The 15562-nt window shown below is 73.6% G+C and carries 12 protein-coding genes and 1 pseudogene; 8 read left to right on the plus strand and 5 right to left on the minus strand.

Translation table 11 applies throughout. The features are described from left to right. The first annotated feature begins 126 nt into the window (after positions 1–126). From ACFVS6_RS30480 to ACFVS6_RS30490, 3 genes are read left to right on the plus strand one after another with little or no spacing between them, the layout of a single operon-like run. The gene (locus ACFVS6_RS30480; protein WP_389708873.1) at positions 127–1137 is read left to right on the plus strand and encodes an AAA family ATPase; all 1011 of its coding nucleotides are present in this window, start codon (positions 127–129) and stop codon (positions 1135–1137) included. Then, positions 1137–2498: a DUF58 domain-containing protein gene (locus tag ACFVS6_RS30485; RefSeq protein ID WP_389708874.1), complete on the plus strand. Its 1362-nt coding sequence runs from the start codon at positions 1137–1139 to the stop codon at positions 2496–2498. The genes ACFVS6_RS30480 and ACFVS6_RS30485 overlap by 1 nt, the downstream gene beginning before the upstream one ends. Then, positions 2495–4909: a transglutaminaseTgpA domain-containing protein gene (locus tag ACFVS6_RS30490; RefSeq protein ID WP_389708875.1), complete on the plus strand. Its 2415-nt coding sequence runs from the start codon at positions 2495–2497 to the stop codon at positions 4907–4909. Before ACFVS6_RS30485 ends, ACFVS6_RS30490 begins: the two co-directional genes overlap by 4 nt. Positions 4910–5233: 324 nt before the next feature. Here the strand turns inward: ACFVS6_RS30490 and ACFVS6_RS30495 are convergent, their stop codons facing one another. The 3 genes and pseudogenes from ACFVS6_RS30495 to ACFVS6_RS30505 form a co-directional block, all read right to left on the minus strand. Next, positions 5234–5866 (minus strand): TetR/AcrR family transcriptional regulator, encoded by a 633-nt coding sequence (locus tag ACFVS6_RS30495; protein ID WP_385572080.1) that lies wholly within the window; start codon positions 5864–5866, stop codon positions 5234–5236. Positions 5867–5895: 29 nt separating this feature from the next. After that, entirely contained in the window at positions 5896–7989 is a 2094-nt protein-coding gene (locus ACFVS6_RS30500; protein ID WP_389708876.1) for a YhgE/Pip family protein, read from the minus strand. 265 nt (positions 7990–8254) lie between these two features. Then, positions 8255–9184, minus strand: a pseudogene (locus ACFVS6_RS30505) (ATP-binding cassette domain-containing protein); the annotation flags it as partial. Between the two features lie 202 nt (positions 9185–9386). On the opposite strand from ACFVS6_RS30505, the gene ACFVS6_RS30510 reads away from it, so the two are divergent. The 5 genes from ACFVS6_RS30510 (at position 9387) to ACFVS6_RS30530 (ending at position 13664) form a co-directional block, all read left to right on the plus strand. Beyond that, positions 9387–9878, plus strand: coding sequence for an SAV_6107 family HEPN domain-containing protein (locus ACFVS6_RS30510; RefSeq protein ID WP_389708877.1), 492 nt, complete (start codon positions 9387–9389; stop codon positions 9876–9878). A gap of 76 nt (positions 9879–9954) precedes the next feature. Next, on the plus strand, positions 9955–10713 hold the full coding sequence (locus ACFVS6_RS30515; RefSeq protein WP_389708879.1) for a methyltransferase: 759 nt from the start codon (positions 9955–9957) through the stop codon (positions 10711–10713). A 291-nt stretch (positions 10714–11004) separates the two neighbouring features. After that, positions 11005–11406 (plus strand): DUF3040 domain-containing protein, encoded by a 402-nt coding sequence (locus tag ACFVS6_RS30520; RefSeq protein ID WP_389708881.1) that lies wholly within the window; start codon positions 11005–11007, stop codon positions 11404–11406. 149 nt (positions 11407–11555) lie between these two features. After that, a complete protein-coding gene (locus tag ACFVS6_RS30525; RefSeq protein ID WP_389708883.1) occupies positions 11556–12182 on the plus strand; it encodes a DUF4126 domain-containing protein in 627 nt (208 codons plus the stop codon). A gap of 30 nt (positions 12183–12212) precedes the next feature. Continuing rightward, positions 12213–13664 (plus strand): phytoene desaturase family protein, encoded by a 1452-nt coding sequence (locus ACFVS6_RS30530; protein WP_389708885.1) that lies wholly within the window; start codon positions 12213–12215, stop codon positions 13662–13664. Between the two features lie 28 nt (positions 13665–13692). Here ACFVS6_RS30530 and ACFVS6_RS30535 read toward each other — a convergent pair whose 3' ends face one another. Together ACFVS6_RS30535 and metF are read right to left on the minus strand one after the other, a co-directional pair. Then, positions 13693–14589: a hypothetical protein gene (locus ACFVS6_RS30535; RefSeq protein WP_389708887.1), complete on the minus strand. Its 897-nt coding sequence runs from the start codon at positions 14587–14589 to the stop codon at positions 13693–13695. 50 nt (positions 14590–14639) lie between these two features. Further along, positions 14640–15554 carry a methylenetetrahydrofolate reductase [NAD(P)H] gene (metF, locus tag ACFVS6_RS30540; RefSeq protein ID WP_389708889.1) on the minus strand — a complete coding sequence of 305 codons (915 nt, stop codon included), beginning with the start codon at positions 15552–15554 and terminating at the stop codon, positions 14640–14642. Positions 15555–15562: the final 8 nt, after the last annotated feature.

Genomic DNA, 15562 nt, shown 5'->3' on the forward strand with positions numbered 1-15562 from the left:
CGTAACGGCGTCAAGAATGCGGTGTGACGCCCCCCGGAAGACCTCCGGGGCCGGTGTCCGCGTTCAGGGGTGGGCCGGTACACGCGCCAGCGGCGTCGGCCCTGGAAAAGGGCCGAGGAGAACCAGGTGACCACGTACGACGACCGAGCCAGCCTCGCGGATCTGACCAGCACGGCAGAGCGGGTCCGCGACTCGGTCGAGGGCGTGATCGAGGGCAAGCCCGAGGTCGTGCGCCTCGCGCTGACGGTGCTGCTCGCCGAGGGACACCTGCTGATCGAGGACGTCCCCGGCGTCGGCAAGACCATGCTGGCCAAGACGCTCGCCAAGTCCATCGACTGTTCGGTGCAGCGCATCCAGTTCACCCCGGACCTGCTGCCCTCCGACATCACCGGCGTCAGCATCTACGACCAGCAGCGCCGCGAGTTCGAGTTCAAGCCGGGCGCGATCTTCGCGCAGATCGTCATCGGTGACGAGATCAACCGCGCCTCCCCCAAGACCCAGTCCGCGCTGCTGGAGTCGATGGAGGAACGCCAGGTCACCATCGACGGCACCACGTACGCCCTGCCCAGCCCGTTCATGGTGGTCGCCACGCAGAACCCGGTGGAGATGGAGGGCACCTACCCGCTCCCCGAGGCGCAGCGCGACCGCTTCATGGCCCGCGTCTCCGTCGGCTACCCCAGCCCCGAGGCCGAGCTCCAGATGCTCGACGTGCACGGCGGGGTCTCCCCGCTCGACGACCTGACGGCCGTCGCGCACGCCCACGACATCGTCAAGCTGATCGAGGCCGTCCGCGAGGTGTACGTCGCCGCCCCGGTCCGCCGCTACGTGGTCGACCTGGTCTCCGCGACCCGCAGCCACCCGGACCTGCGCCTGGGCGCGTCCCCCCGCGCCACCCTGCACCTGCTGCGCGCCGTGAAGGCCTCCGCCGCCCTGGCCGGCCGGGACTACGTCCTGCCCGACGACGTGCAGGCGCTGGCCGCGCCCGTCCTCGCGCACCGGCTGCTGCCCACGGCGCAGGCCCAGCTGAACCGGCGCACCGCCGAGCAGGTCGTCCACGACATCCTCCAGCGCACCCCCGTCCCCGCCGCGCACGCCCGCGGCGAGATGCCGCCCGGCGCGGGCATCCGGGGCTTCTGATGAGCGCCGGTGCCCAGCGCGGCGCCGGCGGGCTGCCGCGGGAGGCGGGTGGGCTGCGGGCCTCGCTGGCCGGCCTGACCACCCGGGGCCGGTCGTTCCTGGCCGCCGGGGCCGCCGCGGCCGCGTGTGCGTACGTCCTGGGGCAGAGCCAGCTGCTGCGGGTCGGGCTGCTGCTGGTCGTCCTGCCGCTGATCTGCGTGCTCGCCCTGCACCGCACCCGCCACCGGGTCTCCGGCAGCCGCCGGCTGACCCCCTCGCGGGTGCCCGCCGGCGGCGAGGCCCGGGTCCAGCTGCGGATGGAGAACATCTCCCGCGTCCCGACCGGGCTGCTCATGCTCCAGGACCGGGTGCCGTACGTGCTGGGTCCCCGGCCCCGGTTCGTCCTGGACCGGGTCGAGGGGGGCGGGCGGCGCGAGGTCTCCTACCGGGTCCGCTCCGACCTGCGCGGTCGCTACCCCCTGGGCCCGCTCCAACTGCGCCTGACCGACCCCTTCGGGCTGGTCGAGCTGACCCGCTCCTTCAGCGCCTACGACACCCTCACCGTCATACCCCGCACCGAACCCCTGCCCCCGGTCCGCATGACCGGCGAGGCGAACGGCTACGGCGACGGCTCCCGCCGCTCGCTGGCCCTGTCCGGGGACGACGACGTGATCCCGCGCACCTACCGGCGCGGCGACGACCTGCGCCGGGTCCACTGGCGCTCCACCGCCCGCTACGGCGAGCTGATGGTGCGCCGCGAGGAACAGCCGCAGCGCAGCAAGGCCACCGTGCTGCTGGACACCCGGCACCTCGCGTACGAGGGCGCCGGCCCGGACTCCGCCTTCGAGTGGGCCGTCTCCGCGGCCGCCTCCACCCTGCTGCACGTGCTCGAACAGGGCTTCTCGGTACGTCTGCTGACCGACACCGGCGATTCCGCGGGCGGCGAGGGCGGCGGCTTCTCCTCGGGCGGGCAGGAGTCCGCCGAGGCGGCCGGACTGATGATGGACACCCTCGCGGTGGTCGGGCACTCCGACGGGTCCGGGCTGTCCGCCGCCCACGACGCGCTGCGCGGCGGCGCGGGCTTCGCGGCGCAGGGCGCCGCGGGCGGCGACGGCCTGCTCATCGCGTTCTTCGGCGACCTGGACGAGGCACAGGCGGAAACGGCGGCGCGGATGCGCCAACGCAGCGGAGGCGCCGTGGCGTTCGTACTGGATTCCGCGACCTGGGCGGGCGAGCCCTCGCGGGTGGAGGAGCGGCTGCGGCGGCTGCGGGACGCGGGCTGGACGGCGCTGTCCGTTCCGCCCGGCGCCCCGTTCGGCGAATTGTGGCGGCAGGCCGGGAACGCTCCGCTCGGCACGGCGACCTCCGGAGGTCGGGGATGAGCGGGCGCGCGCGTGTGACGCTCTTCGGAATGCTGGCGACGCTGCTGACCTCCTGGTCACTGGCCCCGCTGGTGGAATCGTCGGGGTGGCTGCTCCAGGCGGCCGCGCTGCTGGGCGTGCAGGCGGCCGTCGGCGCCGGGGCCCGGCGGGTGCCGCTGGCCCGGTCGCTGACCGTGGCGGCCCAGCTGCTGGTGTCCCTGCTGCTGCTGGCGTTCCTCTTCGCCGGGAAGGCCGAGTCCACCGGGTCCGGGCCGCTGGCCTTCCTCGTCACCGACTTCGGCGCCCTGTTCCAGCAGGGCACCCGGGACGTCGCCGAGTTCGCGATCCCGGCCCCCACGACCGACGGCATCCGGCTGCTGCTGCTGTCCGGCGTCCTGCTGATCGGCCTGCTGGTCGACGTGCTCGCGGTGACCGTGCGCACCGCCGCCGCGGCCGGACTGCCGCTGCTGGCGCTGTACTCCGTGGCCGCGGGACTGTCCGCCGGTCAGGGCGGCGCATGGTTCGCGTTCGTGCTGGCCGGCGGCGGCTACCTGATGCTGCTGCTCTCCGAGGGCCGCGACCGCCTCGCCCAGTGGGGCCGCGTCTTCGGCGCGGCTCCCGGCGGGCGGGTCTCGGCCGCCTCCGGCTACGGGGGCGGGCCGAGCACCAAGGCGGTCGCCCCGGTGCGCACCGGACGCCGCATCGGCGCGGCCGCGCTGGGACTGGCGCTGGTCGCACCGGCCCTACTGCCCTCGCTCGGCAGCGGGGTACTGGGTCCGCCCGGCGGCGACGACGGCTCGGGCGGCGGGACCGGCGGGACGATCTCGGCGGTGAACCCGCTGGTCTCGCTGCAGAGCAGCCTGAACGCGCAGGACAACCGGGTCGTCCTGCGGTACCGCACCGACAGCCCCCAACTGGGCGAGCAGTACCTGCGGATCCTGGCGCTGGACGAGTTCAACGGGGTCAAGTGGGAGGCCTCCGGGCGCCCGCTGACGGACGTCCCCGAACGGTTGCCGACCCCCTCGGGGCTGAGCGAGCGGATCCGTGAGAGCGCGAGCGAGGTGCGCACCACCGTCTCGGCGGCGGACACCTACGCCCAGCGCTACCTGCCGATGCCCTACCCGGCGACGCAGGTGGACATCGGCGGCAAGTGGCGCTTCGAACCGGCCGGTCGGACCCTGGTCGGTGACCAGTTGGGCAAGGACCGCTTCCAGAACGTGCAGGGCGCGCAGTACACCGTACGGAGCCTGTTCCTGCGGCCCACGGCGGCGCAGTTGCAGTCCGCCCCGGGCCCGAACCCCTTCGTGCAGGCGGAGTACACCAAACTGCCGGACAACCTGCCGCCGGTGGTGGCGGAGACGGCCCGGCGGGTCACCGCGGGGGCGAAGGACGACTACACGCGGGCGGTCAGGCTCCAGGACTTCTTCGCGGTGAACGGCGGCTTCCGCTACGACACGAAGGTGTCCTCGGGTACGGGCTCGCAGGCCATCGCGAGGTTCCTGAACGACAAGGAGGGCTTCTGCGTCCACTTCGCGTTCTCGATGGCCGCGATGTCGCGCAGCCTGGGGATCCCCGCGCGGGTCGCGGTCGGCTTCACCCCGGGCGAGAAGCAGGCCGACGGCAGCGTCAACGTGTCGATGCGGGACGCGCACGCCTGGCCGGAGCTGTACTTCGAGGGCGTCGGCTGGACGCGCTTCGAGCCGACCCCCCGCGCGGGCATCTCGATCCCGGACTACAGCCGCGCCGACGCCCCGACCGTGCAGCCGTCGGCGCCGACCGCCCTCCCCTCGCAGGCGGTCCCCCAGCCCTCGACGGCGCCGTCGAAGGCCGACGAGTGCCCGCCGGAGCTGAAGAAGCTGGGCGAGTGCGGCGGTCCGGCGCTGAACCAGAACACCGCGTCGGGTTCCGGTGGTCCTTCGGTCGGCGTGGTCCTCGGTTGGACGGGCGCGGCCCTGGCCGTACTGGCCCTGCCGCTGCTGCCGCTCCTGTGGCGCGGCCGGGTCCGGGCGCGCCGGCTGGGTTCGCGGGACGTGCTGGACGCCTGGCGCGAGCTGGGTGACGCCGCCTGGGACGTGAACGTCCCGCCGGACGAGGCGTTGTCGCCGCGGCGGGCCGCCGCCCGCGTCGTCACGTTGGGCAAGTTGGAGGCGGAGGCGGCCGCGGCCGTGCACCGGGTGGCGGACGCCGTCGAACGGGCGCTGTACGCGCCGCCCGGCGCCGACCTGTCCCACCCCGACCTGTCCGATGACGTCCTGTCGGCGCGGGCCGGCCTGCTGGCGGGCGCCGGCCGCGCCGGCCGCCTGCGGGCGCTGCTGCTGCCGCGGTCGGCGGCCCGGGTGTCCTGGGCCGTGGCGACCCGCCGGGCCGCGCTCGCGGAGCGGGTGACGGCCGTGTTCGGCCGCATCCGGATCCCGCTGCGCGGCCGGGGCTGAGGGCGGGCCGACCACCCCCCGGCAACGCCCGGAGGTACGTGCGCACGGAAAACGCCGGTGTGTCCGGGCTCGTTCCCCCCGAGCCCCGACACACCGGCGTTTCCCTTCCCAGGGTCCCCCGATCCCTGTCCGGCCAGGGGTCCGGCCCGCTCCGCGGCCCCGTGTCCGCGGTGCGGGCCGAAGCCCTGTCCGTCACCCCAGTCTGCTGTCCTCGCAGGTGGGAGCCATCCGTACGGGTACTCATTTCGGCACCTGGGTACGGATACTCAGTTCTACGTCGCGGACGCCCCCGATGGGCACCGCCGACCGGGGGTTCCGGGCGGGTCAGCGGCTGCCGCTGACCCGGCCCCGCAGGAGCAGCGAGAGCGCCGAGTGGACGTCGTCCAGCGAGCGTTCGCTCTGGAAGGCCTGCCAGTCCAGCGCGGCCACCAGCACCATTCCGACCATCGCCGCCGCCGTCAGCGGGACGTCGATCTCGGAGCTGAGTTCGCCCCGTTCGACGCCCTCGCGCAGCACCGTCTCGACGACCGCGACGGCTTCCTGGCGGACCACCATCAGGGTGGACTGCCAGGCCCGGTTGGTGCGCCACAGTTCGGCGACGTAGAGCTGGGTGAAGGCGGGGTAGCGGTCGATGAAGACCAGGCCGGCGCGGATCATCCCGTCCAGCGCCTCGACGCGACTGCCGCCGCGCGCCTCGGTCTCCTCGGCCGCGGCCCGCAGCGAGGCCGTGAGCAGCCCCACCCCGTGCCGCAGGAGCTCCTCGAACAGGTCGGTCTTGCTCGCGAAGTTGTAGTAGACGGTGCCCTTGGCCACGCCCGCCCGTTCCGCGATCTCGTCGACCGTGGTCGCGGAGAACCCCTGTTCGGCGATGAGGGTGACGGCGGCTTCGTAGAGCTTCTGCCGGGTGGCCCGGCGGCGGGCGCCGCCCGTGCCCGTACCGGTGCTGCTGCTTTCCATGGCGCTGATTCTCACAGGTCAACAGCCCCTTACAGGCTCAGTTCCGGGTGCAGCCGGTCCATCGTCCACACCTGCTTGCCGCGGGCGGCGAGCGCGGTGAGGGCCAGGGCCCCGACCGTGAAGGCCACCAGGACCGCGCCGCCCTGCCACACCGGGGTGAGGTCGCCGCCGGTGATCAGGCGGCGCAGGCTCTCGACGACGTACGACATCGGCAGGTACGGGTGGATGGCGTTGAAGAAGCCCGGACTGGTCTGAACGGGGTACGTACCGCCCGCCGAGGTCAGCTGGAGCATCAGGACGGCCAGCACCAGGATGCGTCCGGCGGCGCCGAACTTGGCGTTCAGCCACTGGACGATCGCCGCGAAGCAGCCGGTGACCAGCAGCAGGAAGGCGATGGTCAGGGCCGGGCGGGCCATCTCCAGGCCGAGGCCCGGGGCCCAGTGGAGCACGGACATCAGCAGGCCCACCTGGGCGGCGCCGATCCCCACCACGGGCAGCCAGCCCGCGAGGGCGATCCGCCAGGGCGAGGCGCCGGTGGACAGGGCCCGCTTGTTCATCGGGGCGATGAGCATGTAGGCGACCATCGCGCCGACCCAGAGGGACAGCGGGATGAAGTACGGGGCGAAGCCGGTGCCGTAGTTGGGTGCCTTGTGGAGGGACTGGTTGGCGAGCCGGACGGGGTCGGCCATGACCTGGGTCCGGGCGTCGCGCGCCTGCTGGTCGTAGTCCGGGATCCTGCCCGCGCCGTCGTGCAGGCCGCCGGCGAGCTCGCCGGAGCCGTCGACCAGCTTGTACATGCCGCCGTCGAGGGTGCGGGCGCCGTCGCCGAGCTTGCCGACGCCGTCGTTGATGGCGCCGGAGCCCTTCGCCGCACTGCCGATGCCGGTGTGCAGTTGGCCCATGCCCGAGGAGACCTTCTGGGCGCCGCTGTTGAGGGCGTTGACCTTGGTGACGGCCTGGTCGAGGTCGGAGGCGAGGGAGGGCGCCTTGTCGACGAGCTCGCGGGCCTTGTTCTCCAGGTCGGCGAGCTGACCGCGGAGCTTGCCGAGGTCGGTGCCGGCGGCCTGGGCGACCTTGTTGGCGTCGGCGGCGGCCGCCGCGCCCTCGGAGACGTCGTCCTTGACCTTCTTCAGGTCGGGGCAGGAGGCCAGGTGCGGTTCGGCGCCGGGCGTGACGCAGTGGTCGGTGTAGTACTTGTCGGCGCCGGTCTGGGCCCGCTTGGTGACGGTGGCCACGACGGGGGCGGCCTTCATGTAGGTGTCGAGGTGCTCCCGGACCACCTTGGCGGAGTCGGCGACGAGCGCCGCGTTGGCCGCCAGGGACTTCGGGTCGCTGACGAAGGGCTTGGCCTTGGCGGCCGCGCCGTTGACCTTGTCGGCGAGGATCTGGGTGCCGGCGGCGAGGTCCTTCGCTCCGGTCTCCAGTTGGCCGGCGGACGTGTTGAGCTTCTTCAGCCCGCCGTTGAGCTCGCCGGTCTTCTCCTTGGCCGTGTCGAGGCCGTCGGCGAGGTCCTTGGCGCCCTTCTGGGCCTTGCCCGCGCCGTCCTTCAGCTTGTCCGCGCCGTCGGCGGCCTCGGCCGTCTTGTCGTGCAGGTCGGAGAAGTTGACGAAGATCTTGTCGAGGAAGCCGCGGGAGGCGTTGGTGGACGCCGCGGAGCGGACCTCGGAGAAGACGGTCTTGGAGATCGAGCCGACGATGTAGTTGTTCGCGTCGTTCGTGCGGACCTGGAGGGCGCCGGTGGCCGGGTCGTCACCCGAGCTGGAGGCGATCTTCGCGCTGAAGTCGGCGGGCATCGTCAGGGACAGGTAGTACTTCCCGTTCTCCAGCCCCTTCGCCGCCTCGGCGGGGCCGACCTCGCGCCAGTCGAAGGTCTTGCTGTCGTGCAGCTTCTTGGTGATCTCGTCACCGGCCTCGATCCGCTTGCCGTCCACGGTGGCGCCCTTGTCGACGTTGACGAGGGCGACGGGAACCTTGTCGAGACGGCTGTACGGGTCCCAGAAGGACCAGAGGTACAGGGCTCCGTACAGCAGCGGCAGCAGGAGCAGCGCGACGAGCGCGGCGCGGGGCAGCTTCCCCCGCCCGAACCGCTTCAGCTCAAGCGCGGCCAGCTTCGGCGATCGCATCGTCCGCCGCTCCCTTCGGGTCGTGGTGGGTGGTGGTGTCGGCATCGGTGGCGGTGGTGGCGGTCGCCGTCCCCGCGGCGGTGCCCGCGGGCGCGTCCGGTTCTGCCTCGGCCCGGGTGCCGGAGGGCTCGGCCCGGGTGCCGGACGGCTCGGCCGGCGGTGCGTCCTGGGGCCGGGCCTTCTTCGACGCCCTGCCCTTGGTCGCCCCGCCCTTGGTCACCCCGGCGGCGGTCGGGGTCGGGGTCTGGGCCCCGTCGTCGCTCCGGGTGCCCGCCGGGGCGTCGTCCGTGTCGTTGCCCGGGGACGTCGTCCCGGCGGCGGCCGCGTCCGGTGCGGACGCGGCTCCGTCGGTGAGGCCCCAGGTGATCTTCGGACCGGCGCCCCGGGCGGTGGCGGGAGCGGGGTTCGCGGTCCCGCTCCCGGCCGGCTTCGCGGGCGCCGCGGGCTTCGTGGAACCGGAGGGCCCGGCGGAGCCGGAGGGCTTCGCGGGCTCCGGCGCGGCCGGGACCGTGCGCAGCACCGTGACGTCCTCGGGGGCCTCGCTGCACACCGCGAGGACGGTGGTCCCGCGGGCGGCGATGGACCGCAGCAGGGCCCATACCTCGACGCGCTCGGCGTCCGAGAGCTTGAGGTCCAGGTCGTCGAGGGCCAGCAGGCGCGGGCTGCCGAGCAGGGCGATGGCCACGGACAGCCGTACGGCCTCCAGCCGCTCCAGGTCGCGCACCGAGGTGCGGGGTCCCTTGGGCAGGGTGTCCAGGTCCAGCCCGACGGCGGTCAGGGCCTCCTCGATCCTGGCCCCGGTCCCGGCCCGGCGCTCGCCGCGCGGGCGCAGCAGGGCGCGCACGGGACCGGTGTAGTGCCGCTGGAGGAGGGCGCCCTCGCGCAGCTGCTCGGCGACGGTGAGCGCCTGGTCGAGGTCGTTGACCCCGGGAACCGGGCCGAGGGCGCAGATCCGGCGGACCGCGGCCATCTTCTTCGGCAGCCGGTGGCGGCCGATCTCGGCGTGCCCCTCGGTGGCCTTCATCCGTCCGGTGAGGGCGAGGAGCAGGCAGGTCCGGCCGCTGCCGGAGGGTCCTTCGAGTGCGATGAGCGAGCCGGGCGCCGCGTCGATCCCCACGCCCCGGAAGGCCCAGCCGCGCGGGCCCTTGAGTCCGAAGTCCTCGGCCTTGACGGCCGCGCCGTGCGGGCTGTCCACGCCGTCCCCCTTCATTTGAACTGACCGGTCAGTTCAAAAACTATCAGGTTCAGGGCCAAGGGCCGTACATGAGGGGGGCTTTGTGGGTATAAGCGCAGGTCAGGATGATTGTCAGTGGGGCCCGTCACGATGGAGGAGCACGTGCGCACCGCACGCGCTCCGGCACCACCGCCGAGCACCACGCAACGACAGGAGGTTCGTCATGGCCACACCGTCCCCGTCCCCTGTCCACCCCGTCCCGCGCAGGTCGGCCGCACCACCGGCCGCCCTGGACCTGCTCGCAAAGGCCCGCAGCGGCCTGGCCGAGGCGGCCCTGCTGACCCGGTCCGACGAGCGGTACGCCACGGCACACCTCGCGGCGCTGCGTGCCGCCGCGGCGGTGCTCGCCGCGCGCGGGCGCCCCGAGCCGGTCAACCCGCGGCGCAGGCCCCGGATCCGCAGCGCGTGGGAGGTGCTCCCGGAGATAGCGCCGGAGCTGACGGAGTGGAGCGCCCTGTTCGCCTCCGGTGCGGCGCGCCGGGCGCGGGCCGAGGCGGGGATACGGGACGCGGCGACCGGTCGTCAGGCGGACGACCTGGTGCGGGAGGTGGGCATGTTCCTGCGACTGGTGGAGCGGATGCTCGCGTTGCAGCCCGTGACGCAGGCCCTGCCGCTGCCGAGGACACCGGGACCGGAGCGTCCGGAGGCGGGATGACCTGCCCGGCTGTCCGAGGCCATAGGGTGGGGATCGCACTGCTCCCCCACCCAATCGCGCCGAGGAGTCATCAGCCGTGTCGGACAATTCCCGCCCCCGCGCCTCCCTCCGCACCGCCGTGGTGTGGGAGGTCCTCAGGGAGGCCCTCGACCGCCGGGTGAAGGCGACCGGGCGGGACGTGCTGGACGTACTGGACACCGGTGGCGGCACCGGCAAGTTCGCCGTGCCGGTGGCCCACCTGGGCCACCGGGTGACCGTGGTCGACCCCAGCCCGAACGCGCTGTTCGGGCTGGAGCGCCGGGTCTCCGAGGCCGGCGTCGCCGATCTGGTGCGCGGGGTCCAGGGAGACGCGCAGGGCCTGCTCGACGTGGTCGAGCGCGACGCCTACGACGTCGTGCTCTGCCACGGCGTGCTGGAGTACGTGGACGACCCGGCCGAGGGCGTGGCCAACGCGGTCGCGGCCCTGCGCCCCGGCGGCATCCTCAGCGTGCTCGGCTCCGGCGTCGGCGGGGCCGTGCTCGCCCGGGCACTGGCGGGGCACTTCACCGAGGCCCGTACCGCGCTCACCGACCCGGCCGGGCGCTGGGGCGCCGGCGACCCGGTGCCGCGCCGCTTCACCGCCGAGCAGCTCGGCGAGCTCGTAGGCGGGGCCGGCCTCGCCGTCGGCGCGGTCCACGGCGTGCGGATCTTCGCCGACCTGGTCCCCGGGGTCCTGGTGGACACCGAACCCGGCGCGGTGGAGGCACTGCTGCGTCTGGAGGAGGCCGCGGCCGAGCTCCCCGCCTTCCACGCGGTGGCCACGCAACTGCACGTTTTGGGCGAGAAGCCCGCCTGATCTGCGGGCATGCGCGGGCGGCCTCGGCCGCACACCCTCCCATCCGGCGCTCCTCCCCGTATGATCGGAAGCACCGGTCGGCATGGCGGACTGTTCATTGGGGAATAAGCGCCTCAGTGACCGCACTGGCGGCGGTACGGTTTGACACACAGATTTGACACCGTGCTTTACCGGCACGGTGGATTCGCAGAATGTGGCGTAGAGGGCGGGTGTCACGGGGGCGATTCCCCGCCTATCCTGAAGGGGACCCCTGGTCGCTACCCCCGCGACCGACGGATGAGGAGGACTCCCGTGCCGCTCTCGGAGCACGAGCAGCGAATGCTCGAGCAGATGGAGCGAGCGCTGTACGCCGAAGACCCCAAGTTCGCGACAGCGCTTGAGGGTAGTGGACTGCGCACGTACACCCGGCGACGGGTCTACCAGGCAGTCGCAGGCATTGTGGTGGGTATCGCGCTCCTCATGACCGGTGTGATCGTGCCGAACGTGCTCTGGATCAGCGTGGTGGGTTTCCTCGTCATGCTGGGATGTACGGTCCTCGTGGTCACCGGTTGGCGCAAGGCACCCAAGCCCGGCGAGCAGCCCGTCTCCGGAAGTGCAGAAGGCTCGGCCCACGGCCGCAGCCGACAGCGTCGGTCGATGATGACCCGGATCGAGGAACGGTGGCAGCGCCGCCGTGACGAACAGGGGCAGTAGCCCCACGAAGACTCATGACGGAGGGGACGGCCGCCCTAAGGCGACCGTCCCCTCCGCCGTACCCGGGCGCGAGCCGTGCGCGGCCCCGCCGGCGGGGCCCGTCGCGCCGTACGCCTGCCGGAGCGGGCCGGCTGCGTCATGATGGCCGGGTGAGTGTGCTCCCCCTGGTCTTCACCAGCGGCTGGGCCAGTGGGATCAATGCGTACGCCGTGATCCTCCTGCTCGGCATCTTCGGCGCGACCGGACTGAGCGACGACGTCCCCGCCGCGCTCCAACGCCCCGACGTCCTGATCGCGGCGGCCGTCCTGTTCCTCTGCGAGGCCGTGGCCGACAAGATCCCCTACGTGGACTCGCTCTGGGACTCCGTCCACACCGTGATCCGACCGCTGTCCGGGGCCGTGGTCGGCGCCCTGCTCGCGGGGCAGAGCGGCTCCCTGTCGGACCTCGCCGCCGGCGCGGTCGGCGGTTCCACCGCGCTGGCCAGCCATTTCGTCAAGGCCGGCACCCGGATGGCCATCAACACCTCACCCGAGCCCGTCAGCAACATCGTGATGAGCACGGCCGAGGACCTCGGCGTCGGCGCGATCGTCACCTTCGCCATGTTCAACCCCCAGGCCGCCGCGATCATCGCGGCGGTCCTGCTGGTCGCCGGACTGGCGATGGTGCTCTACCTCTGGACCCGGATCCGCCGCTTCCTGCGCCGGCGCGCCCAGCGCCGCGAGGAGAAACGGCTGGGCGCCGAAGTCCGCGCGGCCGGCGGGGCACCACCCGACTGACCCCCCGACCTCCCTCGATAGGCTCAGCCCATGGCACGAATTGCGGTGATCGGCGCCGGGATGGGCGCGATGGCGACGGCGGCCCGGCTGGCCGTGGCGGGGCACCGGGTGACGGTCCACGAACGCGGACCCGACCACGGGGGCTCCGTCGGACGCCACCGGCGCGACGGCTTCGCCTTCGACACCGGCCCGGGGCTGCTGCACCTGCCCGCCGTCTACCGCGACCTGTTCATCAAGACCGGCAAGCGGCCCCTGGAGGACCACGTCGACCTGGTCCAGTTGGACCCGGCCGTCCGGCACGTCCTCGGCGAAGGGCCCGGCGCCATCACCGTCACCCTCCCCGGCAAGTCGCGCGGCGGGGTCGCCGCCGCGCTGGACGAGGCCTTCGGCCCGGGCGCGGGCGAGCGCTGGAACGCCGTGCTGGGCCGCGCCCGCGACACCTGGGACGCCACCCGCCGCCCCCTGCTGGAGGAGCCGCTGCGCCCCGCATGGCAGTCCCTGGGCCGCGACCCGTACCCCGCGCTGCGCGGGAGCGGGCTGCTGCGGCGGCGCCCGCCGACCCTGGCCGAGGTGGCCGGGCGCGAGCTGGGCGGCCCGCTCGCCGAGCTGCTGACCGCCCGGGTCGAGACGTACGGCCTCGACCCCCGGACGGCCCCCGCCTCCGCCGCCGCGCTGCCCTACATGGAGCAGACCTTCGGCAGCTGGTACGTCCGGGGCGGCCTGCGCGCCCTGGCGACCGCCGTCCACGAGCGCTGCCTGGAGCGGAAGGTGGAGTTCGTCTTCGGCTCCGGCGTACGGGACGTCCTGACGCGGGACGGCCGGGCCGCCGGGCTGCTGCTCGACGACGGCACCGAGGAGGCCGCCGACCTGGTCGTCTGCGGCATCGACCCGAGGCAGCTGCCGGTCGGCTCCCCCGCCTGGGCCCCGGACGCGGTTCCGGCCCGGGGCGCCGGGGTGCCCAGCCGGATCACCCTGCTGCTCGCCCTGCGCGGGGCCCGTCCGACGGACGCCGCGCACCGCACGCTGGTCCACCGCGACCCGGGCCACGGGGCGGGCGTGGGGACGGTCACCGTCCTGCGCCCCGACGACCCGACGACCCGGCCCGACGCGGACCACGAGGCCGTCACCGTGAGCGCCGTGTGCGACCCGCAGGCGCCGCAGGGCGTCCCCGGGGTGCAGGAGCTGCTGGCGGCTGCCGAACGGGCGGTGCCGGGGCTGCGGGAGCGGCTGCTGTGGCACGAGGTGCGCACCCCGGCCGACGTGGAGGCGGCGACCGGCGCCCTCGGCGGGGCCGTGCCGCCGCCGGCCCTCGCGGGGGCGGGCGGCCGGCTGCTGTATCCGGCGAACACGACGGCCCTGCCCGGGTTCTACCTCGCGGGCGGCTGGGCCCACCCGGGCGGCGGGCTCGCGCACGCCGGGATGACCGGGGCTCTGGTGGCCGGCCTGATCGTGGAGGGGGACCGGTTCCGGGGGTCGCAGTGACCCCGGAGCCGGTCCCTGCGGGCGGCCGTCAGTAGCGGTACTGCTCGTACTCGCCGGTGCCGTTGCCCTGGTTGCCCTGGTACGGGTAGCCCTGCTGGGGCTGCTGCTGGTCCTGGCCGCCGTCCTGGCCCGGGTACGGGGGCTGTGCGTCGTTGGCGCGCTGCTGCGGGACCCAGACCCCGCCGGGCGGCGTGTCCGTCGAGTACTGCTGCTGCGCCGGGTCGTACTGGGCGTAGCCCGAGTAGTCGTAGCCGGGCGGGGCGACCGCGCCGCCGGTGCCGATGTACGGGTCCGAGTAGGCGGCGTAGACCTGCTGTTCGCCGGTCGGGTAGCCGCCGGGGTAGTCGTAGCCCGGCCCGCCCTGCTGCTGCTCGTAGTGCGCCGCGTACCGGTGGGCGTCCTGCTCGGGCCGGCCGTAGGGCGCGGCCCCGTCGCCCTGGCGGGGGGCGAAGCTCTGTATGCCGTACGAGCCGGTGTCCTCGGGGACCGGCTCCGGGGTGAAGACCTGCGTGGAGTCCACGTCGCGGTCCTCGTGGCCGTCACGGCCTTCGCGGGCGGCGTCCGGGCCCTGGGATCCGTACTCCAGGGCCGTCACCTCCAGCCCGGCGTCCGGGCGCGGTTCGCCTCCGGAGCGGCGGCGTCGACCCTGTTCCTGCGGTGCGGGTTCCCCGCCCCGGCGCAGCGCCCAGCCGGCCACGAAGCCCTTGCGGAAGGACAGCGTCACCAGGGTCTGGCCCAGGGCGAAGGCGACGGCGCCCGCGCCGATCACGTACACCGAGGGCAGCAGCACCCCCGCCACGACGCCGAGGAACCCGGTGAAGGCGAGCAGGCGCCAGCGGAGCCGGGCCTTGTACTGCATCAGGACCTCGGCAAGCAACCACAACGCGACGACACCGAACGCGATGTAGAGGACCGTCATTCCCATGCGTGGCCCCTCTCGGTACGGCCGCCCGCACGGGAACGGGGAATGGCCGGTCAGGCCCGCTGGTGCAGGCCCAGGTTCTCGTAGATCTCGAGGGACGCCGTGGAATTGTTCAACGTGATGAAGTGCAGTCCTGGTACACCCTCGGACAGCAGCCGCGCGCAGAACTCCGTGGCGAACTCGATGCCAATGGAGCGTACAGCGGCGGGATCGTCCTTGACCGCGAGCATGCGTTCTTTCACAGTCTCGGGGAAGAGCGCGTTGCTGAGTTGCGGCAGCCGTTCGAGCTGCTTCACGGCCACAACGGGCATGACCTCGGGGATGATCGGGGTCTCGCAGCCCGCCTTCGCGACGCTGTCGCGCAGCCGCAGATAATTCTCCGGATCGAAGAACATCTGGGTGATCGCGTAGTCGGCGCCCGCGCGGCACTTGTCCACGAAGTGACGGATGTCCGTGTCCCAGTCGGAGGAGCGGGGGTGCATCTCGGGGAAGGCCGCGACGCCGACGCAGTAGTCGCCCGACTCCTTGACCAGCCGGACCAGGTCCGCCGCGTAGTGGACGCCCTCGGGGTGCGGGACCCACTCGCCCATCGGGTCGCCCGGCGGATCCCCGCGCACGACGAGCATGTTGCGGATCCCGGCGTCCGCGAACTGCCCGATGACGTGGCGCAGCTCGGCGACCGAGTGGTCCACGGCGGTGAGGTGCGCGACGGGGGTCAGGGTGGTGTCGGCGGCGATCTGCTGGGTGGCGCGGACGGTGCCGCCGCGGGTGGAGCCGCCTGCCCCGTAGGTCACCGAGACGAAGCTCGGGGAGACCGCCTCGATCCGGCGGAGCGCGTTCCAGAGGTTGCGCTCGCCCTTCTCCGTCTTGGGGGCCCAGAACTCGAATGAGTACGAGCACCCGGACGCGATGAGGTCCCGGACCGTGTGTGCACGGTCCGACCAGGTGGAAGCGGTACCAAGGGCCATACGGGCAG

The organism is Streptomyces sp. NPDC057939 (assembly GCF_042887545.1).
GTDB lineage: Bacteria > Actinomycetota > Actinomycetes > Streptomycetales > Streptomycetaceae > Streptomyces.